A 25,866-nucleotide genomic window follows, 5' to 3' on the forward strand; every position below is an offset into this window, starting at 1 on the left:
TCAGATCCCGGCCAGGGCGTAGACCACGGTGAAGACGGCGCTGACGACGATCACGCCGAAGATGGCCAGGACGACCGCCGAAGTCGTCCTGGCGCCGACGGCAGCTGCTCCCCCGCGCGCGGCCAGCCCCTGACCGCAGGCGACCAGTCCGATCGCCAGGGCGAGCGCCGGCGTCTTCACCAGGCCCGCCAGGAAATCGGTCGCCGTGATCGCCCCGGCGGTGGCGAGCACATAGGCCCGGCCGGTCATGTCCGTGACGACGGTCGTGGCAGCGAGCCCCCCGGCCAGGGCGAGCACGTCGCCAATCCACGCCAGCAGCGGCAGCGTGAGGACCAGCGCCAGGCACCTCGGCACCACCAGCCAGGCCACCGGAGCGAATCCCATCGAGCGCAGCGCGTCCACCTCCTCGGACACCTTCATGGTCGCCAGTTCGGATGCCAGGCCGGCGCCAGAACGACCGGCGACCACGATCGCCGTGACCAGCGGCCCGAGCTCGCGGAAGTGCGCGACGACGACCAGTTCCGGCACGTACGCCAGGGCCCCGAAGCGACCCAGCTGCGACACGCCCAGGAACCCGATGATGACGCCGACCAGGAGGTTGGCGGCACTGGTGACCGGCAGGGCGTCCGCGCCGACCTCCTGCACCAGGCGCGGAAGCGAGCGCCAGTCGATCGACCGCGGGGCGACGACCACCTTCGGCAGCGCCGCGGCGACGCTGCCGAGGAAGTGGAGCGCCACGACGGCCTCCCCTGGCAGCGACGCCGCGGCGGCCCCGATCCGGGAGAGCGCTCCAGGCACGGGTCGCGGCTGTGACGACGACGAGCGCCGGCGGCGGTTCAGCGCGATCAGCCGGGCGGCATCGGGCGCCGCTCCCGACACCGCAACGGTGTGCGCCCCCGTGGCCTCCAGGTCGTCGAGCCAGCGCGCCAAAAAGGCGGCGCCGCTGCCATCGACGCGCGTGAGGCCGGACAGGTCGACGTCGACGTGTCGGGCGCCCGAGAGCGGCGTAGCGACGTCGGCAATCGTTCGCGCGATCTCGGCCGCGCGCGGCAGGTCGAAGGCACCGATGGGCGCCACCCGTGCCCGAGGGCCGTCGAGATCGAGGCGAATGTCGATGTTCATGCGCTCGCCGGCCAGGGCTCTCCGGCCATCACGATGGCGTGGGCATGCGGCGACCTCGTCGAGGCTCCGCGGCTGTCACCAGCGCGCCTCATGGCCGCAGATCCGTGAAGGCCGCGGCCGACGAGGCTCCAGGGGTGGGACGCCTGATGCCGAGCTTCTGCATGCGACTGCGCAACGTGCTGGCGTTGATCCCCAGGGCCTCGGCCGCGCCACCCTGACCGGCAATCTGCCAGTGCTTCCTTTCCAGTGTCGCCAGGATGTAATCGCGTTCCAGTTGCTCCAGCGTGCGTGTGCCTGGATCGGCAACCGGGTCGGCCGGCAGCGGCAACGGCGGCCCGCCCACGTCCACCAGGTCGAATTGCGCCCCCCTGGTCGCAATCAGCGCCCGCTCGACGACGTTCTCGAGTTCGCGGATGTTGCCCGGCCAGGGCTGCGACTGCAAGGCGCGCATCGTCGCGCGCGAGACCTGCGGGGGCGGCACCGCGAGCTTCCGGCAGTGCTTCTGGATGAAATGGGTGACGAGCAGGGGGATGTCCTCCGGGCGCTGTCGCAGCGGAGGCACCGTGATCGGGAACACGTTGAGCCGGTACAGCAGGTCCTGCCGGAAGCGCCCCGCCCGCACGTCGTCGTCCAGCCTGCGGTTGGTCGCTGCGATGAGGCGAACGTCGGTCTTGCGCGTGACGTTGGAACCCACGCGTTCGAACTCGCCCATCTGAACGGCGCGCAACAACTTGCCCTGCAGTTCGATGGGCAGTTCTCCGACCTCGTCGAGGAACAGGGTGCCGCCATGGGCAATCTCGAAGCGCCCGAGGCGCGTCGCCTGTGCCCCGGTGAAGGCGCCCTTCTCGTGCCCGAACAGCTCGCTCTCCACAAGCGACGGCGGCAGGACCGCGCAGTCGAGCGTGATGAGCGGACGAGCTCGGCGGGAACTGAGGTCGTGGATCGCCTGCGCGAGCAGACTCTTGCCTACTCCCGTCTCGCCGAGCAGCAGAACGGAACTGCTCGTGGGGGCCACCTGTCGCACGCGGGCTGCCACCTGCCTCATGGCGTCGCTGGCGCCGAGGATGCCCTCGATGTCGTCGGGAGCCATGAGTTGCTCGCGCATGTAGCTGTTGTCGATCTCCAGGCGCTCGCGCAGGTCCTCGATCTCGCGGAGCGCCTGGCGCAGTTGGGTCTCGGCCCGTCGGCGGTCCTCCTCGGCCTGCTTGCGCGACGTCACGTCCCGGTTCGAGCCGCGTATGCCCAGGTCGGCGCCGTTTGCCCCGCTCACCGGTGCGCAAATGTGCTCCACCCAGCGGACCTCACCGTCCCGCCTGCGAATCCGGAACTCGATGGACCGGCGGTCGCCGGGTGTGGACGCGGCCCGGCAGTGTTGGCGCCAGGCCGCCCGGTCCTCTTCATGGATGATGTCGTCCATGAGGTGAGGCCGACCGATGAAGTCCGCCGCCGCGTAGCCCGTGACCACCTCGCAGGCAGGCGACACGTACCGCAGCGATCCATCCGGAAGTGCCCAATAGTCCCAATCCGCACCGAACTCGGCCACCGTCCGGTACCGGTGCTCTGCCTCCACCAGACGGGCCATCGTCCGTTGACGGTGACGACGCTGCATCACCAGGCCGCCGATCAGGAGCGCCTGCACCCCGAGGATTCCGAGCCCGCCGAGGGCCTGCCACCGATACGTGGTCCACAGCGTGGGTTGCCGGAAGCGAATGATGCTGTTGGCGGGCAGGCGCCGCTCGGCGATGTTCCATCGGGCCAGTTGTCGGGCGTCGAAGGCCACCTCGGTCGAGGGTTCACTCTGCGGCCTGACGGCCGACGGCGCTTCCCCGTTCAGGATGCGGGCGGCCAATGTGGCCGCGCGAGCGGCGACCACGTCGAGCCGGACGAGGTCGCCACCCACGATGCCGAAACCGAGGTGATGCGCCTGAAATCCGAACATGGGGGCGTTGGCCGACTGCGAGAGCGCTTCGAGCGCCTCGACCGTCGGCATCGACCGTCTGGAGGAGTCGCCCCGATACGTCGTGAACAGGATGAGGCTGTGGGGCGGCAGGGTCGCGAGGCGGGCGCGCTGGTCGTCGAGCGACTTGCCGTCGAGCCGCACGATCTCGAGCTTCGGCCACCCCGCATGGACGTGCTGCTCGGCGGCGTCGGCGTAGAGCCGGTCGACCGCCGTGCCTCCGGCGACGATGACGACCCGACGCGTCTCCGGCAGCAGATCGAGCGCGATCGGCACGGTCGCCGGAACCCCGGAGATCACCGCGCCGGTGACGTCGCTGGGCAGCTGGACCTGCGCGAGTTCGTCGGTCCGGAGCTCGGTGAACACGATAGGGACACCCGGAAACAGCGCGGCTCGGTGGCGAAGCAGGAAGTCGAGCGCCTCCTTCCGCTGCACGAACACGAGGTCGATGCGCGTGCCCGCGTACTTCCCGGCGAGCACGGTGGTGAGCGCCTCTTCCTGGGGGCCGGCGACGCTGCCGAGCAGGTCCAGGTGGGCGGACATGAAATCGACCGGTCGCGCCAGCTGTTGCGCGAGCGTGCGCTCGAAGCTGGCCTGCACTCCGGGGGTGGACGCGCCCCCGGAGAAGACCATCAGGACCACCGGCCGCCGACCTGGACTCTGGGCACCGCTTGCCACCGGCCACAGAAGGGCCAGCAGGGCGAAAGCGATGGCATGCCCGTATCGAAACGGGATCTCTCTGGAGAGCGCGCGAATCACAGCGGGTATTCCTGAGCTTGGGTAGCAGGGTACCACTACCCGAACGGCCCCGTCTGGCTCCTGCCCTTGACGCGACATTTCGCGTCCGCCGCGACCAATCGCGTCTCGCCCTGAGTCACTTGAGAGGCGACGGCCCTCTCGGTTCCCCACAAGACATTGAGGGCGAAGACCTTGAGACGAACCGGCGCGGGAAGGCCGCCCTCGAACCCGCCCAGGCCTAGCCCTTGCTCACTGTGGCCGTGGCACTTGGCCACCAAAGGGGAAGAGGTATTCATGAGGAAGTTCGCGATGGGTTCGTCGAAGTTGGTCACGTCGGTACTGGCTGGAGCGGTGTTCCTCTGCTCGGCCGCGAGCGCGCAGGCCGCGTCGTACACGATCTTCAACAGCCAGGCGCCGTGGCTGGCGAGTGTGCAAGCGATGGGGCCAACCACGTTCGGCACCGGCACCTTCGTCGGCGTGGGCTGCGCTCCCGGTGTCGCCTGCCCGGGCGTGACCGTCAACGGCCTGGCTGGAGTCGGCTTGACGCAGAACGGACCGGGCTCGGCCTCCTTCGACGGCGGTCTGCTCAACAACCTCGGCCCCGGCGGGTACCTGGAGTGGACCTTCGCGACCGGCCAGAACGGCTGGGGCGGTACATTCCGGATGGCGCCGAACAACGGGCTGGCCATTCAGGTCCTCGACCTGCCTGAAGGCAGCGAGAGCCTGGGCTGGGTCGACGCCACGACCGTCCTCGCGGGGCAGTCGCTGGATGGCTTCCTGGGCCTGACGAGCACGGAGCGCTTTGGTGGCGTGCGCGTGTCCGCGCTGGCGCCGGTTCCGGGCGCGGCGCAACCGGCGACTGCGGTCGCCTCGAGCTATCGGATGACCGACGTCAGCATCGCCAGGGCCGGCAGCACCGCCGTGCCGGAGCCGACGTCGGTGACGCTGCTGGCGCTGAGCCTCGTCGGCCTCGTCGTGAGGCGGGCGCGCGCCTGAGCGGCGTTCGCGCTGATGAAGTGGCGGCGGGTCGTCCTTCGGGGATGTGGAGGACCGACCCGCCGCTCTACTCGGCGACCCGCGTGACGAGCCAATGGACGCGAAGGATGACGCCGACGCTTCCCGTCGTGTCGACTGCCCCCTCTCCTGCCGACATCGGTCGGAGACAGTTCGCCAAGTCGAATCAGGGCAGTCACTTGAACGACTCGGCTTGCGCGGCCTGTTCGGACTGAATTCGTTCCTGCCGGCAAACACACCATTGCTTTCCACTCCACGACAAGTCCTTCTTCCTCCCGCGGGGCCTGCCCATGGGCCGGCACGTGCGCAACCGCATGAGCGGCCAAACGCTGAGCGCCGATGGCTCGCTGGTGGTCTATCTGCAGCCAGGCAGCCCGGGCTCAGGCAAGGAAGACAACTGGCTGCCGACACCGCGCGATGCCTGCTTCGTCGTCATGCGGGTCTTCGGGCCCGAAGGCGGCATCCTCACAGGCAAGTGGCAGCAGCCATGGTCAGGATGTCGCGGTGCCCCGTTGGTATCGAAGCGTTCCAGGAGGAGGCCGGCCTCATCCCTCCTGCCCCATCCGCGACGCCGAAGAAGTAGGCCTCGCTCAACTCACGCGGAAGGTGGAGTGCGATGACACACGGAAGACGAACGCTGGCCGGGCTGACGGCCATCACGCTGGCGCTGGCGGCAGGTGACCTCCACGCACAGCGCTGGAAGGACAGGGCGGCGAGGAAGGTGATGAGCGAGATGGCCGAGAAGGCCATGCAGGAGGCGATCGAGGAGGGCATCGAGGAGGCCGTCGAGGAGGTCGCCGAGGACGCGGTCGGCCGCGCCACGACACGGGCACTGAAGGGGACGTTCGACCCCGACTGGCTCGGCGATCGCCCCGACTACTCGCGGGTGGGGGTGATCACCGGCGCCGCGATCGGCGCAGCCGCCGGCGGCGGGCTCGACGACGCGATCGACGGTGCAGGCATCGGCGCCACCTTGGGCGCGGCGGCCAACGTGGCCGATCGCGCCCACCAGATCAACAAGGCCGTGAAGGTCATCAAGCGCTAGCGGAGAGTCCCATGAAACCCAGTGTCACCGCGGTGCTGTTCGCCCTGGCCATCGCAACCCCGGCTGGATTCACCGACGGGTCGACAGGGCAGCAGGCGCGGCCAACGCCCGCGGCACGCGAGTGGAAGGCCGCCGACGTCCTTCCGCTCAGTTGCGTGCAGGCGTGGGTGGTAGCCGGCAGGAGCGAGAAGGTGTTCGTCGAACTCCTGTTGGTGCTCGGAAGCGTGTCACTCGAGAACCGCCGCCTCACGCTTCCGGACCTCCACGAGGTCGGCGACGAGGCGGGGCGCGGGATCGCCGCCGACTGTGCCGCCGATCCCGACGCGCTGCTCTTCTCCGTCGTCGACCGTCAGGTGCGGCGGCTGGGGAAGCCTTCGCCGTCGAAGTAGCACGACAGGCGCGGTTCCATGGTGCCGGAGCACATGCGCGAGAGGTGCTCCCGGACGTGCAGCGGTCGCCGTGAACTGACGTCCGGGACCGTCGGCCAGCTCCCCTCCAGGCGACGGTCCTGGCAATCCGATGGAGGGCAGGGAGTTGAAGACGTGTATCGACTGATCGAAGGAACGACCCGGGTGTTCGGCGCCGCGATTCTCGTCCTGGGAGTCGCGGCCGGGGCCGCCGCGCAGCCCAGCCAGACCACGCAGAAGGTGGTGACCGGCCCGGCGAAGGTCACCAAGCAGATGTTGAAGGGCGAGGTGGTCGCCATCAAGGGCAACCAGATGGTGGCCAGCATGATCCCGGGGGGCGCGTATCGGCTCTTCAGCATCAAGCCTGGCAAGACGGCCACGGTCGACGGGGTCGTCATGCCCCTCGTCAGCGTCAAGCCCGGGACGGTGCTGACCGCCGACGTGTACACGGCGGAGGTGCCCATGGTCCAGCGGACGGTGACGACGCTCAAGGGGACGGTGTGGCATGCCTCTCCCACGACGGTCATCCTCACGCTGGAGAACGGACACAACAAGCAGTACGAGGTGCCCAACGGCCTCAAGTTCAACGTCGACGGGCAGATGAAGCAGGCGATGGAGCTCAGGCCCGGCATGATCGTCACCGCCACCAAGATCGTGGAGGTCCCCGAGACGGTCTTCACCCAGGACTCGGTCGTCACCGGCACCACGAAGAAGTAGGGCACGCGGGGCGAGCCGAGAACGGAAGACCGACCATGTCACGACCTGCACCACCAGGATCGACTCGCCCTGCCGCCGCCCTCCGGGCGATGCGCGCGCTCGCGCTGCTCGCCCTGTCCGCGTCGGTCACCGCCTGCGCGTCGCTGCCGACGGTGCGCACCATCGAGCCGTCGTTCGTCATCGAGGACACGGAAGACACGGCGGTGGCGCGCAGCGCCGCGCGATCGCTCGGGGCATTGGCCGGTCCCTCGGGCATCCACCTGCTGCCCCGCGGACCGGGCGCCTTCCTCGCGCGCCTGGTGCTCGCCGAGGCCGCGCAGCGCAGCATCGACGCGCAGTACTACATCTGGGAGGACGACACGGTCGGCAAGGCCCTGATGGGCGCGCTCGTGAGGGCCGCCGACCGGGGCGTGCGCGTCCGCCTGCTGATCGACGACATCGGCTCGCTGCCCGACGACCAGACGCTGCTGGTCATCGACGCACACCCGAACATCGACGTCCGCCTGTTCAATCCCGCCTCGACGCGCTCGGCACGCGGGATGTGGATGGTGACCGACTTCGCCCGCGTCAACCGCCGCATGCACAACAAGTCCTTCACGGTGGACAACCGGATGACCATCGTCGGCGGACGCAACATCGGCGACGCGTACTTCGAGGCGGCCTCCTCGCTCAACTACGGCGACATGGACGCCATCGCGATCGGCGCCGCCGTGCCCGAGGTCTCGTCGCGGTTCGATCGTTACTGGAACAGCCCGGTCGTCTACGGCATCGGCGAACTGCACCGCCACCGGGCCGGCCCCGCCGACGCGGCGCGCCTGCGCGCATCGCTGGACGCATTCCTCGCGGCGCATCGCGACAACGCCTACGCGCAGGACGTGCGCGACAGCCCGCTCGCGCAGGAACTCCGGCAGGGCGCGGTGAGCTTCACGTCCGCCGACATCCGCGTGATGGCCGACGACATCGCCAAGGTGGAGCGCCCGGGAGAGGCGCCCGAGGCCAACCTCCTGCCGCAACTGCTCCCGGAAATCACACGGGCGCGCGAGGCACTGGTGCTCGTCTCACCGTACTTCGTGCCCGGCAAGGGCGGCGTGCGCACACTCGCCGAACTGCGAGCGCGCGGCGTGGCGGTAAAGGTCCTCACCAACGGCATCGCCTCGACCGACGAGTTGCCGGTGTTCGCGAAGTACCGGAAGTACCGCCGCGCCCTGCTGGAGGCCGGCGTCGAGCTCTATGAGGTGAACCCCCAGGGCCCGCACGACCCCGGAGCCGTCCTGCAGACGACCGGCCGGCCGGCGGCGCCTGGCGGGCGCCCGCCATCGGTGGCGCTGCACGGCAAGCTCCTCGTGTTCGACTGCCGCGAGTTCTTCGTCGGGTCCATGAACCTCGACCCGCGCTCGGCAAGCATCAACACGGAGGTCGGGTTCGTCGTGGATGCGCCACCGGTGGCGACCACGTTGTGCTCGGGTCTCGACGAGTCGCTCACGCGGGGCGCCTATCGCCTGGTGCTCGAGGACGGCGACACCGGCTCGTCGCGCCTCGAGTGGATCGGACTCGACGAAGGAAAGGAACACCGGTTGACGCGAGAACCCCACAGTTCGCGCTGGCTCCGCGTCAAGGCGTGGTTCTTCGGGTTGCTGCCGATCGAGAGGCAATTGTGAGCGGGGCCGCAGGGACGTCACCGACCGGGCTGCGCCCGACTCGCCGCCTCGTGATCGTTGCGGCGCTCGTCCTCATGGCGCTGGCCCTTCCGGGCTGGTTGGTCAGGCACCTCATCGACCCGGAGACCGTCCGCGCCGCCATCGAGCAGCAGGCGTCGGCAGCCCTCGGCCAGCCAGTGAGGGTGGGCGCCGTGGCCTGGGCACTGTCAGCGCGCCCTCGGGTCGTGCTGACCGACGTGCAGATCGGCGCGCCCGCGGCAGTGACGCTGCATCGGGTGGAGGTGACGACCGGGCTGCGAGCGCTGCTGTCCAGGCGTGTCGAGGGTGGAGGACTCGAGATCTCCGGCAGTCGGATCGTGCTCCCGTTGCCTTTCACGCTCGGCGCCGACACGACGAAGGCGCCCCCAGCCAGTGGCGACGCCGGAGGCCTGACGATCGCGTCCATCGATCGGATCTCGCTCCGAGACGTCGTCCTCTCCGTCGGCAGCGCGCAGGTGGCGCTGGATCTCGAGTCGTCACTCTCGGGCGAGCGACTGACCGTGTCGCGCCTGCGCCTGCGATCGGCTCGAACGACCCTCGAGGGGACAGGCAACGTGACGGGCCTCTCGGCACCGACGGGCCAATTCACCGTGACGGCCGATCCGCTCGACCTCGACGAACTGCTCGCGATCGCGTCTGGCCTCACCGGATCGGCGCCCAGCACGAACGACGCGCCCCAACGCACGCCGGCTGCGATCGACCTGCGCACGACCGTCACCGCCCCGAAAGGACGCCTGCTGGGCATCGACTTCACCCGGCTCCAGGCGACGCTGCAGGTCACGCCGCGCGGCGTCTCCCTGGAACCGCTCGGGATGAGCCTGCTCGGGGGCACGCTGACTGGGCGTGCCGTCGTCGACACCACGCGTGCAACGGCGGCCATGACGCTGTCGATGCGCGTCGAGGCCGTTGACGCGGCGAAGGCCGCCAGTCTCGCGGGATCGCCAGGACTGATCACCGGCCGGCTCGGGGCGCAGGTGGAGGCCACCGCGGAGGCCGGCGCCCCGGACGTCGTCTTCGGCACGGCGCGCGGACGGGCGACGCTCACGATCGACAACGGCACGCTGCCGTACCTCGATCTGATCGGCCCCGTAATCGTGGCGTTCGGTACCTCGACGGCCCACACGGCGTGGGATCGCAGCAATGCATTCAAGACGCTGGGTGGGACATTCGCGTTTGCCGACGGGGTACTTCACTCCGAGGAGCTCTCGCTGACGTCCCGCGACCTCGACGTCGCGGCTCGCGAATTCCGCCTCACGCAGGCCGCGATCAACATGAAGGCGGACCTCGTCCTTTCGGAGAGCCTCTCGGCCCAGGCCGGCAGCGACCTTCGCAAGTTCGCCCGTGAGGGGTCGCGCATCGTCCTGCCAGCCAAGATCACCGGGCCGATCAGGTCACCGAAGGTCTCCATCGACCTGGGCGCAGCTGCCGGTCGCGCGGTCAGCAACGCGGCACGCGATGAAGTGAAGAAGGGACTGGGACGCCTGTTCCGACGCTGACCCGGTTCCCACGGCGACCGGGCAACAACCCACGCACCATCCTCGAAGGAGACACGCACATGGGCCTGCTCATCACCCTCGTCATCGGCGCCATCGTCGGCTGGCTCGGCAGCATCGTCATGAAGACGAACGCGCAGATGGGCCTCATCGCCAACATCGTGGTGGGCATCGTTGGGGCAGCGATCGGCAACTGGCTGGCGGCGCAGCTCGGGCTGGTCACGGCCGGCGTCGGCGGCTGGGTGGTCGCGGTGGTCGGGGCGATGATCTTCATCGGCCTCCTGAAGGTGCTGGGCGTGTTCAGCTAGTCGAACGGTGCGCTTCGGGGAACACGGACCAGGCCGTTCGAGGCCGAAGGCTACCCAGCCGAGTCCGGGTCGCCGCGCGCGGTGATGCGCGCGAGGTCGAGCGGCTGTCGGCCGGCCGTGGCATGATGTCGCTCGTTTCCGACAGGTGTCCGGCCGGTAGTCCCCTCGCGCAGGCGATGCGAACTCGATGACCCCGAACCCGTTCCTCGGCGTGTTCCTCCATTGGCTCGGAGGCCTGGCCTCCGGCAGCTTCGTCGTCCCTTACCGGTTCGTGCGGCGCTGGTCCTGGGAGACCTACTGGCTGGCCGGCGGCTTCTTCAGCTGGATCATCATGCCGTGGGTGATGGCGCTGCTGAACACGCACGACCTGCTCGCCGTGCTCGGCGAGACGCCCTCCTCCACCCTGTTCTACTGCGCGTTCTTCGGCATGCTGTGGGGCGTCGGCAACCTGACGTTCGGCCTCTCGGTGCGATACCTCGGCGTCGGCCTCGGCATGGCGATGGTGCTCGGGTGGTGTGCGGTGGTGGGCACGCTCGCCGAGCCGTGGTACCTGGGCGAGTTCAGCGAGAAGCTGATCGTGCCCTTCCACGGCAACATCATCCTGCTGGGAGTGGCCGCCTGCCTCGCCGGCGTCTTCATCACCGGGCTGGCGGGTCGCACCAAGGAGCTCGAGCTGCCAGCCGACCAGAAGCTCGGGCAGGTGGTGGAGTTCGACTTCCGCAAGGGCGTGATGGTCGCTGCCGTGTCGGGCGTGTTCAGCGCGTGCTTCGCGTTCGGCCTGGCGAGCGGCAACCCGATCAAGGCGATCACGTTGCAGCACGGCACCGACACGATCTGGCAGGGCCTGCCGGTGCTGGTCGTGGTGCTGGCCGGCGGCTTCGTCACCAACGCGGCCTGGTGCCTGTACCTGAACGTGAGGAACGGGACGGGCTTCCAGTACGCCAGCAGCGAGATCCGCCAAGCCTCGCCACCCGCGGCGCTGTCGGCCGGCTTCGGCGAGGGCGGCCCGGTGGCGCACGTGCCCGCCGACGGACGCAAGGACCCGACGCCGGTGCCGCTGGTCTGGAACTACGTGTTCAGCGCGGCGGCCGGGATCCTGTGGTACCTGCAGTTCTTCTTCTACTCGATGGGCGAGACGCAGATGGGCGCGTACAAGTTCTCGAGCTGGACGCTGCACATGGCGAGCATCATCATCTTCGCCACCATCTGGGGCGTGCTGCTGAAGGAATGGCGCGGCGCGAGCCCGAAGGCGATGCGCCTGCTGCGGCTCGGGGTCGCCACCCTCCTGCTCTCCACCATCATCGTCGGCTACGGCAACTACCTCGGCGCCACCCCGTAGCTGCCGGCCGGCGACACGCACTGTCATTTCTGCCAGTAGTGCCCCTGTCTCGCTCCCGCTAGCCTCGTCACCGGAACGCCAGGTCCGCGTGGCCACCCCGTCGTCGCGACGGGACGGACCGGGCCTGCAGGAGGAGTGGAGACGTGACGCGCTCGACACGGTGGTACCTGGGCCTCGCGCTGTGCGCCGTGAGCGCCTGCGCCGCCCCACCCGCGCCGCAAGGACCGGCGGCCTCGTCCACGCCGGCCGCCGGCAGCGCGCTGGATCGCACGACCCTGCCGATCGCGGACCCGGCATATCCCGCGAGCAGCGTCCTCGAGGCCAGCAAGGCCACGCCGCCGGCGCGGTTCGAGGTGAAGGCCCCGAAGGACGCGCCCAACGTGGTCGTGGTGCTGCTCGACGACTTCGGCTTCGGGCAGTCGAGCACGTTCGGCGGCGCCATCGAGATGCCGAACCTCGATCGCCTCGCCGGTGACGGCCTCCGGTACAACAACTTCCATGTGGCGGCGCTCTGCTCGCCGACCCGCGTCGCGCTGCAGACCGGACGCAACCACCACTCGGCCAATGCCGGCGCGGTGATGGACATCGCGACGGCGTTCCCCGGCAACACCGGCAACCGCCCGAACAGCATCACGCCGCTGGCCGAGATCCTGCGCCTGAACGGCTACAGCACCGGCGCCTTCGGCAAGTACCACGAGACGGCGCCGTGGGAGGTCAGCCCGTCCGGGCCGACCGACCGGTGGCCGACGCGCTCCGGGTTCGACAAGTTCTACGGGTTCATCGGCGGCGAGACCAACCAGTGGGCGCCGACGCTCTACGACGGCCTCACGCGCATCGAGGCGCCGGCCGATCCGAACTACCACTTCATGACCGACATGACCACCCAGGCCATCTCCTGGGTGCGCCAGCAGCAGGGCCTCACGCCGGATCGGCCGTTCTTCCTGTACTTCGCGCCGGGCGCCACGCACGCGCCGCACCACGTGCCCGCCTCGTACATCAGGAAGTACAAGGGTCGCTTCGACAAGGGCTGGGATGCCTACCGCGAGGAGACGCTGGCGCGGCAGAAGAAGCTGGGCGTCGTGCCCGAGAACACGCAACTGGCGCCCAAGCCCGCGGCCATCAAGGACTGGAATGCGCTGACGCCCGACGAGCAGCGCCTGTTCGCGCGGCAGATGGAAGTGTTCGCCGGCTTCGGCGAACAGACCGACGCGGAGATCGGGAGGCTGATCGCGGCCATCGACGAACTCGGCGAGACCGACAACACGCTGGTCGTCTACATCGTCGGCGACAACGGCGCCAGCCCCGAGGGCGGCCTCGGCGGCGTGGTCAACGAGATGGCGTTCTTCAATGCCGTGCCCGAGACGCTCGGCGAGCAGCTGAAGATGATCGACCAGCTCGGTGGGCCGAACACCTACGCACACTATGCGGCCGGCTGGGCCATCGCCGGCAACACGCCGTTCCAGTACGGCAAGCAGGTGGCGTCGACGTTCGGTGGCAACCAGAACCCGATGGTCATCAAGTGGCCGAAGCGGATCACGGACAAGGGCGGCGTGCGCTCGCAGTTCCACCACGTGATCGACATCGCCCCGACCATCCTCGAGGCGGCCGGCCTGCCGCAGCCGACGCGCGTCAACGGCATCGCGCAGCGCCCGATGGAAGGCACGAGCCTGCTGTACACGTTCGCCGACGCGAAGGCGCCGAGCACGCACACGACGCAGTACTTCGAGATCGGCGGCAACCGCGGCATCTACCACGATGGCTGGTTCGCCGGCACGGTGCATCGCGCCCCCTGGGAGCAGAAGCCGCGGGCGCCGCTGGCCGACGACAAGTGGGAGCTCTATCGCGTGACCGAGGACTTCAGCGCCTCGCGCGATCTCGCCGCGAGCAACCCGGCCAGGCTGAAGGAACTGCAGGCCCTCTTCTTGACCGAGGCCGCGAAGTATCAGGTGCTGCCCATCGACGACCGCAGCGTCGAGCGCATGGATCCGGCCGTCGCCGGCCGGCCCGACCTGATGGGTGGCCGCACGTCGCTGACGCTGTATCCGGGCGCGGTGGCGATGGCCGAGAACGCGTTCATCAACGTGAAGAACCGGTCGCACTCGATCACGGCCACCATCGACGTGGCCGGCGGCAAGGGCGACGGCGTCATCCTCGCGCAGGGAGGCCGCTTCTCGGGCTGGAGCCTGTACGTGAAGGACGGCCGCCCGATGTACGCCTACAACTGGCTGGGACGCGAGATCTACCGCGTGGCGGGCACCGAGCGACTGCCGGCCGGACCGGCGACGATCCGCTACGACTTCGCGTACGACGGCGGCGGCCGCGGCAAGGGCGGCACGGGCACGCTGACCGTCAACGGCAAGAAGGTCGGCGAAGGACGCATCGAGAAGACGATCCCGAACACGTTCTCGCCGGACGAAGGCGCGACCGTCGGCGTCGACGACGAGACGGTGGTGACCGACGACTACAAGCCGATCACCAACCGGTTCACCGGCACGCTGCGCAAGATCGTCGTCGAGGTGAAGTAGAGCGACGGGGTGACGCGTGCTACGATCCCGATCCGCGCGCGCCCGTAGCTCAGCTGGATAGAGCGTCGGCCTTCGAAGCCGTAGGTCGGGGGTTCGACTCCCTCCGGGCGCGCCAACTCGCCACGCGAGTTGGCCGCGCCCGGAGCACGTCAGGCACTCGGCTCCGGTCTGCGACCTCGCCGTCGTGCTCGACTCCCTCCGGGCGCGTCAGGCCCTCTGCTCCGGGTCTGCCACTTCGCCATCGTGCTCGACTGCCTCCGGGGTCGTCCGGGTCCTGAAGTGAGCATCTTCGGCTGGGCCCGACCGGCTGGCGTGTGCGGGCTCGTTCCTTGTCCCTGTGCGCCCGGTCCCTTGTCCCTGGCCGCCCTTGTCACTTGCGTACTCGTCCCTCATCCCTTGCCCGTGGCGCCCGTCAGCACCATCAGTCCGGGCACGATGAAGACCAGCGCGAACGGCTCGCGCGACAGGAACCAGGCCCACACGCCGAACAACGTGTAGGCCAGCCCCACCAGCCGTGCCGCACGCATGTGCGGCGCATGGCCGCGCAGCACCTGCACGAACGCGATCGCGGCGATGAGGCCGAACGTGACGATCGCCACGCCGCCGAACTGCCACCCGATCTGCAGGCCGCGGATCGTCTGGGCCGGGACGTGCGCCTGCTCGAGCACCTGCCGTTGCGCCGGCCACCCGAGCAGCGTGTGGGGGATGGCGCTCAGCAGCATCACGATCGAGCCGACGAGACCGACGAGGAGGCGGGGCCGGGCGGGCATGCGCGCGATTGTAGACGAAGGTTCACGGCCCGCATCGCGGCGTCAACGTGACGTGCTCTTCGACACCACCGGCGCGCGCTTGTCGGGATACGGCGGCACGACCACCGGTGGCACCGGCGCGGCGGCCATGCGATCGCGCAGCCAGGCGATGGCGGCGTCGAGCTGCGCATCCGCGCCGTTCCACGTCGCCCGCGGCAGGTTGTCGACGACCACGTCCGGTTCGACGCCGTGCCCCTCGATCAGCCAGTTGCCGTCGGCGCCGAACACGCCGGTGTCGGGCACCGACGCGATGCCGCGATCGAGCAGGCCGCTGCCACCGGAGCCCCAGATCTCGCCGCCCCAGGTGCGCGTGCCGATCACCACGCCCAGCCCGAGTCGACGCACGCCCTCGGCGAAGGCCTCGCCATCGGAGGCGGTCTCCTGATCCACCAGCACCGCGATGTGCCCCCGGTACGCATACGGCATGTTGGCCTGGGGCGCGCCGACCCGCGGCTGCCAGTAGAACCACGCCTGTCGCAGCAATCGCGACAGGATCCAGCTGTCGATGTTGCCCCCCGTGTTGCGTCGCAGGTCGATCACGAGTCCCTCGCGGCCGTGCACCGGGTAGAACGCCCGCTGCCACTCGGCCATGTCGGCCGCGCTCATCGCGCGCAGGTGCACGTACCCGATGCGGTCGCCTGACGCCTCCTCGACGCGATGGCGACGCTCGAGCTCCCAGGCGCGATAGCGGAGTTCGGCCTCGCGCTTGAGGGAGATCGGGCGTACCACCACGTCGCGCACCAGGCCGGTGTCGCCGGCGACGACGCGGAGGCGGACGTCCTTGTCGACCGCGTCCCGCAGGAGCAACGTGATGTCGTCGGGCACGAGGACGCTGACGCCGTCCACCGCGGTGATCACGTCGCCCTCGCGGACGTCGGCCTGCGGCAGCGCGAGCGGGCTGCGCTCGCCGGGCAGATCGGGGTCGCCCACGTGGAGGCGCGTCACACGGTAGCCGCCGCGGGCCTCGTCGCGCTCGAGGACGGCCCCGAGCGACGCGAAGGTCACGTCGGCGGCCTTGGGCAGGTCGCCGCCACGCACGAACATGTGCAGGGCCGAGAGTTCGCCGACCATCTGCCCGATGACGTCGCCGAGCTCGGCGCGGTCGGTCACGCGCGCCACCAGCGGCTCGTAGCGCTCGCGCATGCCCGCCCAGTCGACGCCGTGCATCCGGCGATCGTAGAAGCCATCCCGCTGCTGCCGCCACGCGTCGACGAAGATCTGCCGCCACTCGGCGCGCGGCTCGACCGTCATCGTCCAGTCGGCCAGCGACACGGCCGCGCGCGGCAGGTCGGCCGGGATCGAGCCGTCGGCCGGCACCACGCAGTGCTCGTCGCCCTTGACCACCAGCAGCGTCGAGCGATCGAGCGACAGCTCGAATCGATCGACGCCGGTCGCGATTGTCTCGAGCGTGCGGCGGTCGTCGATCGGCATCATCCGCAGCGACTTGCGCGCGCTCGCGCCTGCCTCCCAGGAGAGGAAGTAGAGGCGCTGCCCGTCGGTGTCGAGGCTCGCGTAGTTGCCGGGCACCAGCGGCACGTCCGAGACGCGCGTCGCCAGGCCCTCCAGGTCGATGCGCCCGTCGTTCGGGCCGGCGATGGCCAGCGGATCACGGCCGGGCACGGCGCGCTCCTCGCGCGTCGCGAAGCGCGAGCGGGCGTCACGGCGCAGCGCCAGCTGGTAGACGCGCGTCTGCCGGTCGAAGAACGGCTCCGGCTGCCGCGGTCCCCAGGGCGAGACGACCAGGCTGTCGAACGTGCGGTCCGAGAGGAAGTAGAGCCACGCGCCGTCGGGACTCCACGCCGGGCTGTAGCTGTCGAAGCGATCGGTGGTGACCACGTGCGCGCGCCCGTCGGCGACGCCGTAGATCCAGATGCGGCTCATGCCGTTGGCGCCGGGCTGCACGTACGCCAGCCAGCGGCCGTCGGCCGACCACCGCAGGTCGCGGAACGCGCCCATCGTGCCCGTGGCCACCAGCCGACCGGCACCGGTGGCAATCTCGTGGACCCACAGCTGCTGGTCGGCGTCCTGGTGGGCCACGAACCGTCCGTCCGGCGACGGGGTGACGTCGCGTCGCGTCGTGGCACCCTCGCGGGTCACGGCCGTGAACGTGGGCTGGGCGGCGGTGGACGCGGCGGCGGCCCCCGCCGATGACGTCGCGGCGGGTCCCGAGTGGAGGCGAGGCACGCTCCACGTCCACACCTCCACCTCGCCGGCGCGGTCGGCGGCGGCGATCAGCGTCTTGCCGTCGGGCAGCAGCCGCGCGTCGCGGTAGCGCACGCCGGGCTCCCGGGCAACGCTCGTCACGGCCCCCTTCTTCACCGGCGCGGTGAACACCTGTCCGCGGGCCGTGATGACGAGGCGGTCGCCGCTGGGCGACAGGTGCGTCGACGAGATCCACTCGGCCGGGGCCGCGATGGTCCTGACGCGGTCGCGAGCCCGGGCGCCGGGCAGGCGCACCGGCACGAGCACGTCCTCGCCGTTGGTGACGTCGAGGACCCGCAGGTCGGCGCCGAGCTGGTAGACGACGCGGCCGTTGCGCATCGACGGCGACAGCACATCGAAGTCGAGGTGGTGGGTGTGCTGGCGAGGGTCGGTGCCGTCGGGGCGCATCGACCAGACGTTCATGGTGCCGTCGCGGTCGCTCACGAAGTACACGCGTCCGCGCCACGGCATCGGCGCGCGGCTCGTGCCGGCGTGGTCGGCGGTGAGCGGCGTGGCTTCCGGATCGCCGGGACGCAGGCGCCAGATGGACTGCGCGCCGCCGCCCTCGTACCGCTTGGTGAAGCTGCCCTGGAAGGCGTATCGCGTGAAGTAGAAGGTGCCGCCGAGGTCCCACTCGCCGTCGCTGGCCAGGGCGAGCGGCACGGGCGCGACGGCCCGCGACTCGGGGTCGATGCGCATCAACTGCACGCCGGGCAGGGCCGAGTGCCGACGCGTCGCGTAGAGCACGTCGCCGTCGGCCGTCCAGCCGACGACCAGCGCCTGCTCGCCCTCGTAGGTCAGGCGCCGGGGGGTGGCGCCGGATTCGAGGCCCATGACGTACACTTCAGTTGGCCCGTCGACGGTCGCCGAGTACGCCACGCGCGTGCCATCGGGCGACACGGCGGGGTGCGATTCCTCGCCGGGCGCGCTGGTCACCTTGACGGCGTCGCCGCCGCGCAGTGGCACGCGCCACACGTCCCCCTCCGCCGTGAACAGCACCCCATCGTCGGACAGCGTTGGGAACCGGGCGTAGGTGCGCTCGTCGACCGCCGCGGCCACGCCTGCCCGGGCCAGCAGCAGGGCAAGGAGGAGGGCGGGGCCGAAGGAGGGATGTCGACGCATGACGCCTGCGCGACAGGCCATTGCAAGGATGGGCGCAGGCCGGCCGGCGGGAGCGGCGGGCCAGACGCCAGGGAGCACAGCGCCGGCCGCGAGCCGAGCGCGGCTGCAAAAAAGCCTTTGATTCGCTTCAAGAAGTCACGATTGGACGTCGATTCGCCACTCATGGCTGGGGTGGGTGGACGCCTCGCCGGAGCGGCCAGGGATGTGAGCGGGGTGCCGGCCGTTCGTCGCGGGTGTCGGCCAGTTGGCTCAGCCGTATCACGCGATTCGGGTCACCACAGCCCAACGGCTAGCTGTACAGGTCCGGTGCCATGACGGATGCTCACGGCGGAGTGACTGGGTCGAACCGTGGCAGGTGGGTCAGGTGGGTCGGGGCGTTGGTCGTGTCGTGCCTGGTGGCGTCGGGCGAGGTCCACGGCCAGGAGTCGACGGGCACGCTCGCAGAAGCGATGGCCGAGCACATGGACGGCGCCCAGCCGTCCCGCGATCAGTTCACCAACCCGGCGCCGCGGCGCGGCGCCAACGTGCTCGGCGCGGTGGGCGACTCCTTCCGGTTGCTCACCATGCAGCACGCCATTCGCATCGGGTTCCAGGAGAAGACCCGCCGCGAGCTCGACGGCCCGTTCTTCAAGGACTACGCGAACTCCGTCCGCGTGCCCCACACCTGGGGCGATGGCGACGGGTGGGTGGTGAACTACCTGGGCCACCCGGCGCAGGGCGCGACCTCCGGCTGGGTGTGGATCAACAACGATCCCGGCGCCGAGCAGGCCACGCTGGGCCTCTCCAGGCGCTACTGGACGAGCCGCGCCCGGGCGCTCGCCTGGAGCGCCGCCTACAGCACGCAGTTCGAGATCGGTCCCTACAGCGAGGCGTCGATCGGCAACGTCGGACTCGACCCGAAGACCACGGGGTGGACCGACTACGTGGCGACGCCGCTCGGCGGCTTCGCGATGATCATCGCCGAAGACGCCATCGACCAGCACTTCCTGGTGTGGCTCGAACGGCGCACGCGCCAGAAGCCGTTGCGGGCGATCGTCCGATCGTTTGCCACCCCCAACCGCTCGATGGCCAACCTGGCGAGCGGCCGCTGGCCGTGGCATCGCGAGGGCCGTCCACTCGGTGAGCTGGGCCGGCGCCCGCGCAACGAGTTCATCACCACGCAGGCCGAGCCGGTCGCCCCCCGCGGCACCGCCGTGGCCATCGGCGCGCCGGCGCCCGAAGGCCTCGTCATTCCGGAAAGGTAGGGCGCGGTGTCCCACCGCGCCGTTCACGGCAACGCGAAGGCCACGAAGGCATCCGAGATCGCCTTCGAGAACTTGCCACCGCCGCCGGCGGCGATCACCACGTACTGCTTCCCTGTCTTCGGGCCACGGTAGCTGACCGGCGCGCCGTGGCCGCTGGCCGGCAGCTGCGCCCGCCAGACCTCCTGGCCGGTGCGGATGTCGAAGGCCCGCAGGCGGCTGTCGATGGCGCCGCCGATGAACACCAGGCCGCCCGCCGTGACCATCGGGCCACCGAGGTTCAACGATCCCGTTCCCGTGATCCCCTGCGCCTCGAGCACGGGCACGTTGCCGAGGGGCACCTGCCAGGCGATCTTCCCCGTCGACAGATCGATGGCGTTGAGCTTGCCCCAGGGCGGCGCCTGGCAGGGCAACTGCTGGCTGTCCCAGAAGCGCCCGTAGGCGCCGAGCGCGCCCCCACGGACCCACGGCAGCGGCGCCCCGGCCGGCGCCGGCACCATCTGGGCGATCGCGCCGATCTCGTTGGTGTTCACGACCAGGTAGGACGACACCGGATCGACGGCCCCGCCCGACCACGTGGCGCCGCCCATGGTGCCCGGGAACAGCAGCGTCGGCGACAGCCCCGGCGGCGTGTAGAGGCCGCCTGCGGTCACCCTGGCGAACAGGGCCTCGCACTCGGCGCGCGACTGCGGCGTGACGCTGGTGAGCTGGTCGCGCGTCACCGGCGTGGTGCGCGCGAGCGGCGCGGGCGCGATCGGGATCGGCTGCGTCGGCGACGTCTCCTCGCCCGGCACTTCGCTCACCGGCACCCTGCGTTCCTCGATCCCGAACACGGGCAGGCCGGTGGCGCGCTCGAAGACGAACACCAGGCCCATCTTCGTGAGCTGGATGACCACCGGCACGGTCCGCCCGTTGCGCGGGATGTCGGCCAGGATCGGCTGCGACGGCGGGTCGTAGTCCCACACGTCGTGATGCACCAGTTGCTGGTGCCAGCGGCGCGTCCCGGTCGCCGCGTCGAGCGCCACGAGCGAATTGCCGAACAGGTTGCGGCCCTTGCGATCGCCGCCGTAGAAGTCATAGGACGGCGACCCGATCGGCAGGAACACGAGCCCGCGCTCGTGGTCCACCGTCATCGACGACCACACGTTGGCGCCGGTGCGGCGTTGCCAGCCGTCGCGCGGCCACGTCTCGTGCCCGTGCTCGCCAGGTCGGGGCACCGTGTGGAACCGCCACGCCTCCCGGCCGGTGCGCACGTCGAAGGCGCGCACGTCGCCGGCAGGTCCGCGCGGCTTTCCCTCCGGCACCAACGCCCCCGTGATCACGAGGTCCTTGAAGATGGCGGGCGCGGAGGTGACGGCGAAGTCGTCGCCGGGCTGCACGTCGGCGCCCGGGCGCAGGTCGATGGCGCCATTGGCGCCGAACCCCTTGCGCGGGCGGCCGGTGTCGGCGTCGAGGGCGATCAACCGGCCGTCGCACGTCCCCGACAGCACGGTGCGCGAGCTGGCCTGCTCGTGATCGACGGGCCACAACGCGACGCCACGATGCGGCTGGTGGCACCGCTTCGTCGCGCCCTGCTGCGGGTCGTGCCGCCAGCGCTCCTTGCCCGTCTCGGCGTCGAGCGCGATGACGATGCTGGAGGGCGTGGTGACGTAGAGGGTGCCGCGCGAGTAGACGGGTCGCGACTGCAGGCCGGGCACCGCGCCCTTCGGCTCGGGGCCCTGACCGCCGGCGAAGTCGCCCGAGTGGAAGGTCCAGGCTGGCACCAGCGTGGTCACGTTCTGGCGCGTGATGTCGGCCAGGGGAGCGAACCGTGCGCTGTCGTGGACCGACGAGGGCGCCTGCGTCGAGACGTGGGTGGAGAGGACGCCCGCGACGACGAGGGTCGCGGCGAGGAGATGCCAGGCGGAGGCGCGCACGGGGGCCATGGTACTGCCGCGATGCCGAATGCCGAAGATCGGCCCCTACGCTGCCCGCGGCGCGGCGATGAGGTCGACGCTGCACGCATCGACACACCGGGAGCAGAAGTGGCTCCCGGCATCGGTCCGCAGGATCTCGAGGACGCGTTCCGGCGGCATGCCGGCCCGGTAGGGGCGGTCGGCCGCCAGGGCATCCATCACGTCGGACACGGCCAGGATGCGCGCCGTGGTCGAGAGGCGCTCGCCGGGGAGGCCGCGATGGTAGCCGCGACCGTCGACCCGTTCGTGGTGGCTGGCGGCGTCGAGCGCCAGCTCCTCGAGGATCGGCACGCGGGCGAGGACGTCGAATGTGTACGACGGGTGCTGCCGCACCACCTTCCACTGATCATCGTCGAGCTTGCCGGGATGCTCGAGGATGCTGTTGGGCACGGTGAGCTTGCCGAGGTCGTGCACGAGTCCGGCGCGATGCAGGCGGCGGAGTTCCTCGTGGTCGAGCCCGAGGCGCGTGCCGATTTCCACGGCGTAGGCGGCCACTCGCGCCGAATGATCGTGGGTGTACGGCGACTTGCCGTCGATGACGAGCGCGAAGGCCTCCGAGACCTGGTCGAGCCGCGGCGCGTCGACGTGCACGCGCTCGTCGGCGGGCATCTGCGCGAGGAGGCGGCCCACGAGGTCGGGGGCGAACATGTCCTCCCACACGGAGGTCTCGGCGGCGAGCGCCTCGGCGGCGCTCACCAGGTCGGGAGAGAACCACGTGCCGCGCCGCGTCCGCGCCACGTCGATGGCGGCGATCGGCCCGCCGAGGCCCCAGAAGATCTCCATCACCTGCGCGAGCCCCATGATGCGGGCCAGCAGCGGGATGTCCTCGCCGCGCAGGCCGCGCGGGTGTCCGCCACCGTCCCAGTGCTCGTCCATGTCGTGGACGGCCTGCGCCACGTGTGGCGCGCACCCGATCCGGCGGGCAATCTCGGCGCCTCGCGAGCACCGGATCTGGAAGATCTCGCGAGCGCCGCCGGGGTCGGTGGCCAGCTGCGCCAGCTTGCGGAAGCGTGCCACGGGCGAGCCGCCGCGTTCGGTCCACGCCAGTGCGTACCGCAACCGCTGGCCGAAGCGGCGCCAGTCGCGCTCCCACACGGCGCGCTTCACGCCGTGCTCGGGACCGCCGAACAGCTCGTACACGCGCAGCGCGTTGCTCGAGCACCCGGCGTCCTTGAGCAGGGTCGCGTGAACCAGGTCGCGACGCAGGTCCTCGTCCAGGCCGATCACCGCTGCCAGGCCGAGGGCGATGCGGCATGCCCGCTCGGCGTGGCCGCGCGGGTGGCCCTCGGTGAGGTCGAGGGCGTGCGACAGGCCGGCATAGATCGCCGTCAGGGAGTACGAGGTCTGGGCGACTCGCAGCGTCATGGGCACGCAGTCGGCAGCGCGCCGGCCAACTTGAGGCAGGGCGCCACACTGTAGCGAAACGCTTCGGTCGGCACTCGGTCTGGGTGGCCGTTCAGCCTTCCTACGCCGTGATGGCCATCCTGAGGCCCGTCCCGTCAAGATCGGGCGGCTCGGGCCGGCGCACGGCCTCCCCGGCAGCGATGCGGTGCGCCGTCCAGAGGACGGCGAAGGCGTCGAGCAGGTCGTCGGCTGCCCAGGCTCCTGGCGGGAGCGCAGGCGTGAGCCGATCCACGGCGCCGGGCCACCGCGCCTCGATCAGCGCGCGACGCTCGACCCGTCCCTCGGGGGTGCGCTTGCCGTGGCGCAACGGCACACCGTGGTTCCAGGTCGCGAACGACAGCTCGGGATGGCCCTCGTGCACCGGCCCCCGCCACTCCGGACGACGCTGCAGCAGGGCGTCGACCTCGGCAATCTTCGGCAGGATGCACCAGGCCTGCTTGCTCAGGGCGCGGCCATCGATCGCCCGGTGCGCCGCGCATGTCGCCTCGTATGTCGGGTGTCCCAGCGCGCCACGCACCGGCGCCGGAAAGACGCTGCTCGCGCGTGTCGGGGCGAGCGCGCGGCGCGCGAGCGCATCGCACCGCCGTGGCCCGCGCTCGGCCAGCCCGATCGGGATGTCGATCACGACGACCCGTGGACGATGCGCGTCGAGGATCGCGGCGAGCGTCGGCACGATCGCCGCCCCGAGCACGCCATCGGTGTCGGCGACGCACAACCAGCCGCCGCGGCAGCCGTCGATGCCGATGAGGCTCATGAGCAGGGTTCAGGGCTCGGGGCTCAGGGCTCAGAACCCACGACGTGCGGCTCCAGGCTCATGAGCCAGGTGCGGACATCGTCGCACGCGCAGGCGAGGTTGGCGGCGGCCTGCGAGGTGAGGACGTCGTTGATCTCGAAGCCGTATGCCGGGATCGCCATCGTCCAGGCCTGCGGCACGCGGCCGCTGAGTTGCCTGGCGAGCGCGAGCACCGAGCCGATGCTCATCGCGTGCGTCGAGAACGTCGGCGTGTCCGCGGTGTCGGCCAGCGTCAGCGTGTAGGGCGTCGGCGCATCGGGCGCCACGGTCGCATCCGCGAACACCACGACGTCGTGTTCGGCGATCGTCAATGCGTCTTCCGGGGTGAGCTGGTAGTTGGCGTCGAGGGTCACGCCCGGCGGCAGGCCTGCGTCCTCGAGCGCCTCCACCAACCGGCACCCGAGCGCGTCGTCGCCGCGCCCGGGGTTGCCGATGCCGAACACGAGCACACGTGTCCCGGCCGCGAGGCGAGGCAGCGCGCGAGCCGTGAGCTCAGCCGGCATGGTCATGCCGGGCGAGTCGAGGAGTCGCGGACGAACTCACGCAGCAGTTCGCCCTTCGTGTTCTCGACGCGCAGCCTGAGCGGCATCTGGCCGAGCGCGTGGGTGGCGCAACTGAGGCACGGATCGTAGGCGCGGATTGCCACCTCCACCTGGTTGAGCATGCCCTCGGTGACGTCCTCGTGGCCGCTGATCACGTGGTCGGCCACCCAGTGCACTGCACGGTTCATCGCCTCGTTGTTGCTCGTGGTCGAGACGATCAGGTTGCACATCGTCACGAGGTCGTGCTCGTCCACCTGGTAGTGATGGAACAGCGTGCCGCGCGGCGCCTCGATCACGCCGACGCCCTCGCCCCGGCGCACGCCCGTGGTCATCAACTCGCCGGAGAGCAGGTCGGGGTCCTTCAGCAGGTCGCGGATCACCTCGGCGGCGTGGAGCGCCTCGATGAGGCGCGCCCAGTGCATGTGCATCGACATGCCGTTGGGGCGTCCCATCGTGTAGGCCTTGTAGATCTCGAACTCGGCCTGCGCAAGCGGGCTCGGGATGAAGTCGCAGGTGTTCAGGCGCGCGAGCGGGCCGACGCGATACCAGCCCTTCTCGCGCCCGAGGCTGCGGATGAACGGGAACTTCATGTAGGTCCAGCTGCGCGTCTCCTCGGCGATGTAGCTGGCGTACTCCTCGTAGTCGACGTGATCGAAGATCTTCTGGCCGAACTCGTCGACCGCGCGCAGCCCGCCGTGGTACAGGTCGAGCGCGCCGTCCTTGCGGACCAGGCTCAGGTAGTTGGACGGGAACGCCGCGAAGCCGTCGATCAGGTCCTTGTGGGCCTTCTGGTGGGCCTTGAACAGCTCGAGGCCTTCCTGCGCCCACTCCACCATGCGGTCGGCGTTGAACTCGAAGGTGCCCACCAGCAACGCGTCGCGCTCCTCGGCCGACAGGTGCTTGTTGATGCCGCCCGGCAGCGCGCCGGTGCCGTGGATCTTCTTGCCGGCGGTGACGCGGATCACTTCCTGGCCGAACTTGCGCATCAGCACGGCCTTGCGCGCCAGCTCGGGGTAGGCGCCGAGCACGCCGACGATGTTGCGCTGCGCGGGATCGGAGTCCATCCCGAACAGGAGGTCGGGCGAGGCCAGGTGGAAGAAGTGCAGGACGTGCGACTGGAACATCTGCCCGTAGTGCATCAGCCGCCGCATCTTCTCGGCGGTGGGCGTGAGCTGGTCGGATCGCACGCCGCTCACCACGTCCATGGCCTTGGCGGCGCACAGGTGGTGGCTCACGGGACAGATGCCGCACAGCCGCTGCACCAGGACCACCACCTCCCACAGCGGACGGCCCTGGACAAAGCGCTCGAAGCCGCGGAACTCGACGATGTGCAGCCGCGTGTCGGTGACGCGGTTGTCGTCGTCGATGCGGATGGTGACCTTGCCGTGGCCCTCGACGCGGGTGACCGGCTCGATGGTGATCTTGCGGGACATCGG

Annotated in this window: 20 protein-coding genes and 1 tRNA gene; 12 read left to right on the forward strand and 9 right to left on the reverse strand. The window is 70.4% G+C overall.

The genetic code is table 11. From position 1 onward, the window contains the following. Together TBR22_RS21060 and TBR22_RS21065 are read right to left on the reverse strand one after the other, a co-directional pair. Positions 1–1,122: an ABC transporter permease gene (locus TBR22_RS21060; protein ID WP_239489805.1), complete on the reverse strand. Its 1,122-nt coding sequence runs from the start codon at positions 1,120–1,122 to the stop codon at positions 1–3. A gap of 88 nt (positions 1,123–1,210) precedes the next feature. After that, positions 1,211–3,712: a sigma 54-interacting transcriptional regulator gene (locus tag TBR22_RS21065; RefSeq protein WP_239493513.1), complete on the reverse strand. Its 2,502-nt coding sequence runs from the start codon at positions 3,710–3,712 to the stop codon at positions 1,211–1,213. Between the two features lie 399 nt (positions 3,713–4,111). Here TBR22_RS21065 and TBR22_RS21070 point away from each other — a divergent pair, with 399 nt between their 5' ends. The 11 genes from TBR22_RS21070 (at position 4,112) to TBR22_RS21115 (ending at position 14,477) form a co-directional block, all read left to right on the forward strand. Continuing rightward, positions 4,112–4,813 (forward strand): PEP-CTERM sorting domain-containing protein, encoded by a 702-nt coding sequence (locus TBR22_RS21070; protein ID WP_239489806.1) that lies wholly within the window; start codon positions 4,112–4,114, stop codon positions 4,811–4,813. A 332-nt stretch (positions 4,814–5,145) separates the two neighbouring features. Next, positions 5,146–5,451, forward strand: a complete 306-nt coding sequence (locus tag TBR22_RS26975) for a DUF1214 domain-containing protein (RefSeq protein WP_370651544.1) — start codon at positions 5,146–5,148, stop codon at positions 5,449–5,451. Continuing rightward, positions 5,448–5,876, forward strand: coding sequence for a hypothetical protein (locus TBR22_RS21075; RefSeq protein ID WP_239489807.1), 429 nt, complete (start codon positions 5,448–5,450; stop codon positions 5,874–5,876). Before TBR22_RS26975 ends, TBR22_RS21075 begins: the two co-directional genes overlap by 4 nt. An 11-nt stretch (positions 5,877–5,887) precedes the next feature. After that, on the forward strand, positions 5,888–6,265 hold the full coding sequence (locus TBR22_RS21080) for a hypothetical protein (protein ID WP_239489808.1): 378 nt from the start codon (positions 5,888–5,890) through the stop codon (positions 6,263–6,265). Positions 6,266–6,418: 153 nt separating this feature from the next. Continuing rightward, on the forward strand, positions 6,419–7,000 hold the full coding sequence (locus tag TBR22_RS21085) for a hypothetical protein (RefSeq protein WP_239489809.1): 582 nt from the start codon (positions 6,419–6,421) through the stop codon (positions 6,998–7,000). Positions 7,001–7,035: 35 nt separating this feature from the next. Further along, a complete protein-coding gene (locus TBR22_RS21090; protein ID WP_239489810.1) occupies positions 7,036–8,658 on the forward strand; it encodes a phospholipase D family protein in 1,623 nt (540 codons plus the stop codon). 74 nt (positions 8,659–8,732) lie between these two features. After that, complete coding sequence (locus TBR22_RS21095) at positions 8,733–10,193, forward strand: AsmA-like C-terminal region-containing protein (protein ID WP_239489811.1); 1,461 nt, start codon at positions 8,733–8,735, stop codon at positions 10,191–10,193. Between the two features lie 59 nt (positions 10,194–10,252). Next, a complete protein-coding gene (locus TBR22_RS21100) occupies positions 10,253–10,498 on the forward strand; it encodes a GlsB/YeaQ/YmgE family stress response membrane protein (RefSeq protein ID WP_239489812.1) in 246 nt (81 codons plus the stop codon). 187 nt (positions 10,499–10,685) lie between these two features. Next, on the forward strand, positions 10,686–11,837 hold the full coding sequence (gene rhaT, locus TBR22_RS21105) for an L-rhamnose/proton symporter RhaT (protein WP_239489813.1): 1,152 nt from the start codon (positions 10,686–10,688) through the stop codon (positions 11,835–11,837). 143 nt (positions 11,838–11,980) lie between these two features. Further along, complete coding sequence (locus TBR22_RS21110; RefSeq protein ID WP_239489814.1) at positions 11,981–14,362, forward strand: arylsulfatase; 2,382 nt, start codon at positions 11,981–11,983, stop codon at positions 14,360–14,362. A gap of 38 nt (positions 14,363–14,400) precedes the next feature. Next, positions 14,401–14,477: transfer RNA gene (locus tag TBR22_RS21115), tRNA-Arg, on the forward strand. 274 nt (positions 14,478–14,751) lie between these two features. Here TBR22_RS21115 and TBR22_RS21120 read toward each other — a convergent pair. Both TBR22_RS21120 and TBR22_RS21125 read right to left on the reverse strand, forming a co-directional pair. Then, on the reverse strand, positions 14,752–15,132 hold the full coding sequence (locus TBR22_RS21120; protein WP_239489815.1) for a hypothetical protein: 381 nt from the start codon (positions 15,130–15,132) through the stop codon (positions 14,752–14,754). A gap of 42 nt (positions 15,133–15,174) precedes the next feature. Then, positions 15,175–18,495, reverse strand: a complete 3,321-nt coding sequence (locus TBR22_RS21125; protein ID WP_239489816.1) for a S41 family peptidase — start codon at positions 18,493–18,495, stop codon at positions 15,175–15,177. Positions 18,496–18,827: 332 nt separating this feature from the next. On the opposite strand from TBR22_RS21125, the gene TBR22_RS21130 reads away from it, so the two are divergent. Beyond that, positions 18,828–19,739 carry a hypothetical protein gene (locus TBR22_RS21130; RefSeq protein ID WP_239489817.1) on the forward strand — a complete coding sequence of 304 codons (912 nt, stop codon included), beginning with the start codon at positions 18,828–18,830 and terminating at the stop codon, positions 19,737–19,739. A 23-nt stretch (positions 19,740–19,762) separates the two neighbouring features. Here the strand turns inward: TBR22_RS21130 and TBR22_RS21135 are convergent, their stop codons facing one another. The 5 genes from TBR22_RS21135 to TBR22_RS21155 form a co-directional block, all read right to left on the reverse strand. Further along, positions 19,763–21,652: a pyrroloquinoline quinone-dependent dehydrogenase gene (locus TBR22_RS21135; protein WP_239489818.1), complete on the reverse strand. Its 1,890-nt coding sequence runs from the start codon at positions 21,650–21,652 to the stop codon at positions 19,763–19,765. 45 nt (positions 21,653–21,697) lie between these two features. Further along, entirely contained in the window at positions 21,698–23,056 is a 1,359-nt protein-coding gene (locus tag TBR22_RS21140; RefSeq protein ID WP_239489819.1) for an HD-GYP domain-containing protein, read from the reverse strand. A 100-nt stretch (positions 23,057–23,156) separates the two neighbouring features. Next, positions 23,157–23,849 (reverse strand): DUF429 domain-containing protein, encoded by a 693-nt coding sequence (locus TBR22_RS21145; protein ID WP_239489820.1) that lies wholly within the window; start codon positions 23,847–23,849, stop codon positions 23,157–23,159. Between the two features lie 23 nt (positions 23,850–23,872). Further along, positions 23,873–24,397: a hydrogenase maturation protease gene (locus TBR22_RS21150; RefSeq protein WP_239489821.1), complete on the reverse strand. Its 525-nt coding sequence runs from the start codon at positions 24,395–24,397 to the stop codon at positions 23,873–23,875. After that, on the reverse strand, positions 24,394–25,863 hold the full coding sequence (locus tag TBR22_RS21155; protein ID WP_239489822.1) for a Ni/Fe hydrogenase subunit alpha: 1,470 nt from the start codon (positions 25,861–25,863) through the stop codon (positions 24,394–24,396). The genes TBR22_RS21150 and TBR22_RS21155 overlap by 4 nt, the downstream gene beginning before the upstream one ends. Between the last annotated feature and the right edge of the window lie 3 nt (positions 25,864–25,866).

The sequence above is a fragment of the Luteitalea sp. TBR-22 genome, from assembly GCF_016865485.1.
Classification (GTDB): Bacteria; Acidobacteriota; Vicinamibacteria; order Vicinamibacterales; family Vicinamibacteraceae; genus Luteitalea.

What these genes read in the sequence shown, in the direction of transcription:
- TBR22_RS21060 (WP_239489805.1), bottom strand. Translation starts at nt 1,122, where the DNA reads ATGAACATCGACATTCGCCTCGATCTCGACGGCCCTCGGGCACGGGTG.
- TBR22_RS21065 (WP_239493513.1), bottom strand. Translation starts at nt 3,712, where the DNA reads ATGGTCTTCTCCGGGGGCGCGTCCACCCCCGGAGTGCAGGCCAGCTTC.
- TBR22_RS21070 (WP_239489806.1), top strand. Translation starts at nt 4,112, where the DNA reads ATGAGGAAGTTCGCGATGGGTTCGTCGAAGTTGGTCACGTCGGTACTG.
- TBR22_RS26975 (WP_370651544.1), top strand. Translation starts at nt 5,146, where the DNA reads ATGAGCGGCCAAACGCTGAGCGCCGATGGCTCGCTGGTGGTCTATCTG.
- TBR22_RS21075 (WP_239489807.1), top strand. Translation starts at nt 5,448, where the DNA reads ATGACACACGGAAGACGAACGCTGGCCGGGCTGACGGCCATCACGCTG.
- TBR22_RS21080 (WP_239489808.1), top strand. Translation starts at nt 5,888, where the DNA reads ATGAAACCCAGTGTCACCGCGGTGCTGTTCGCCCTGGCCATCGCAACC.
- TBR22_RS21090 (WP_239489810.1), top strand. Translation starts at nt 7,036, where the DNA reads ATGTCACGACCTGCACCACCAGGATCGACTCGCCCTGCCGCCGCCCTC.
- TBR22_RS21095 (WP_239489811.1), top strand. Translation starts at nt 8,733, where the DNA reads ATGGCGCTGGCCCTTCCGGGCTGGTTGGTCAGGCACCTCATCGACCCG.
- TBR22_RS21100 (WP_239489812.1), top strand. Translation starts at nt 10,253, where the DNA reads ATGGGCCTGCTCATCACCCTCGTCATCGGCGCCATCGTCGGCTGGCTC.
- rhaT (WP_239489813.1), top strand. Translation starts at nt 10,686, where the DNA reads ATGACCCCGAACCCGTTCCTCGGCGTGTTCCTCCATTGGCTCGGAGGC.
- TBR22_RS21120 (WP_239489815.1), bottom strand. Translation starts at nt 15,132, where the DNA reads ATGCCCGCCCGGCCCCGCCTCCTCGTCGGTCTCGTCGGCTCGATCGTG.
- TBR22_RS21125 (WP_239489816.1), bottom strand. Translation starts at nt 18,495, where the DNA reads ATGCGTCGACATCCCTCCTTCGGCCCCGCCCTCCTCCTTGCCCTGCTG.
- TBR22_RS21140 (WP_239489819.1), bottom strand. Translation starts at nt 23,056, where the DNA reads ATGACGCTGCGAGTCGCCCAGACCTCGTACTCCCTGACGGCGATCTAT.
- TBR22_RS21145 (WP_239489820.1), bottom strand. Translation starts at nt 23,849, where the DNA reads ATGAGCCTCATCGGCATCGACGGCTGCCGCGGCGGCTGGTTGTGCGTC.
- TBR22_RS21150 (WP_239489821.1), bottom strand. Translation starts at nt 24,397, where the DNA reads ATGACCATGCCGGCTGAGCTCACGGCTCGCGCGCTGCCTCGCCTCGCG.
- TBR22_RS21155 (WP_239489822.1), bottom strand. Translation starts at nt 25,863, where the DNA reads ATGTCCCGCAAGATCACCATCGAGCCGGTCACCCGCGTCGAGGGCCAC.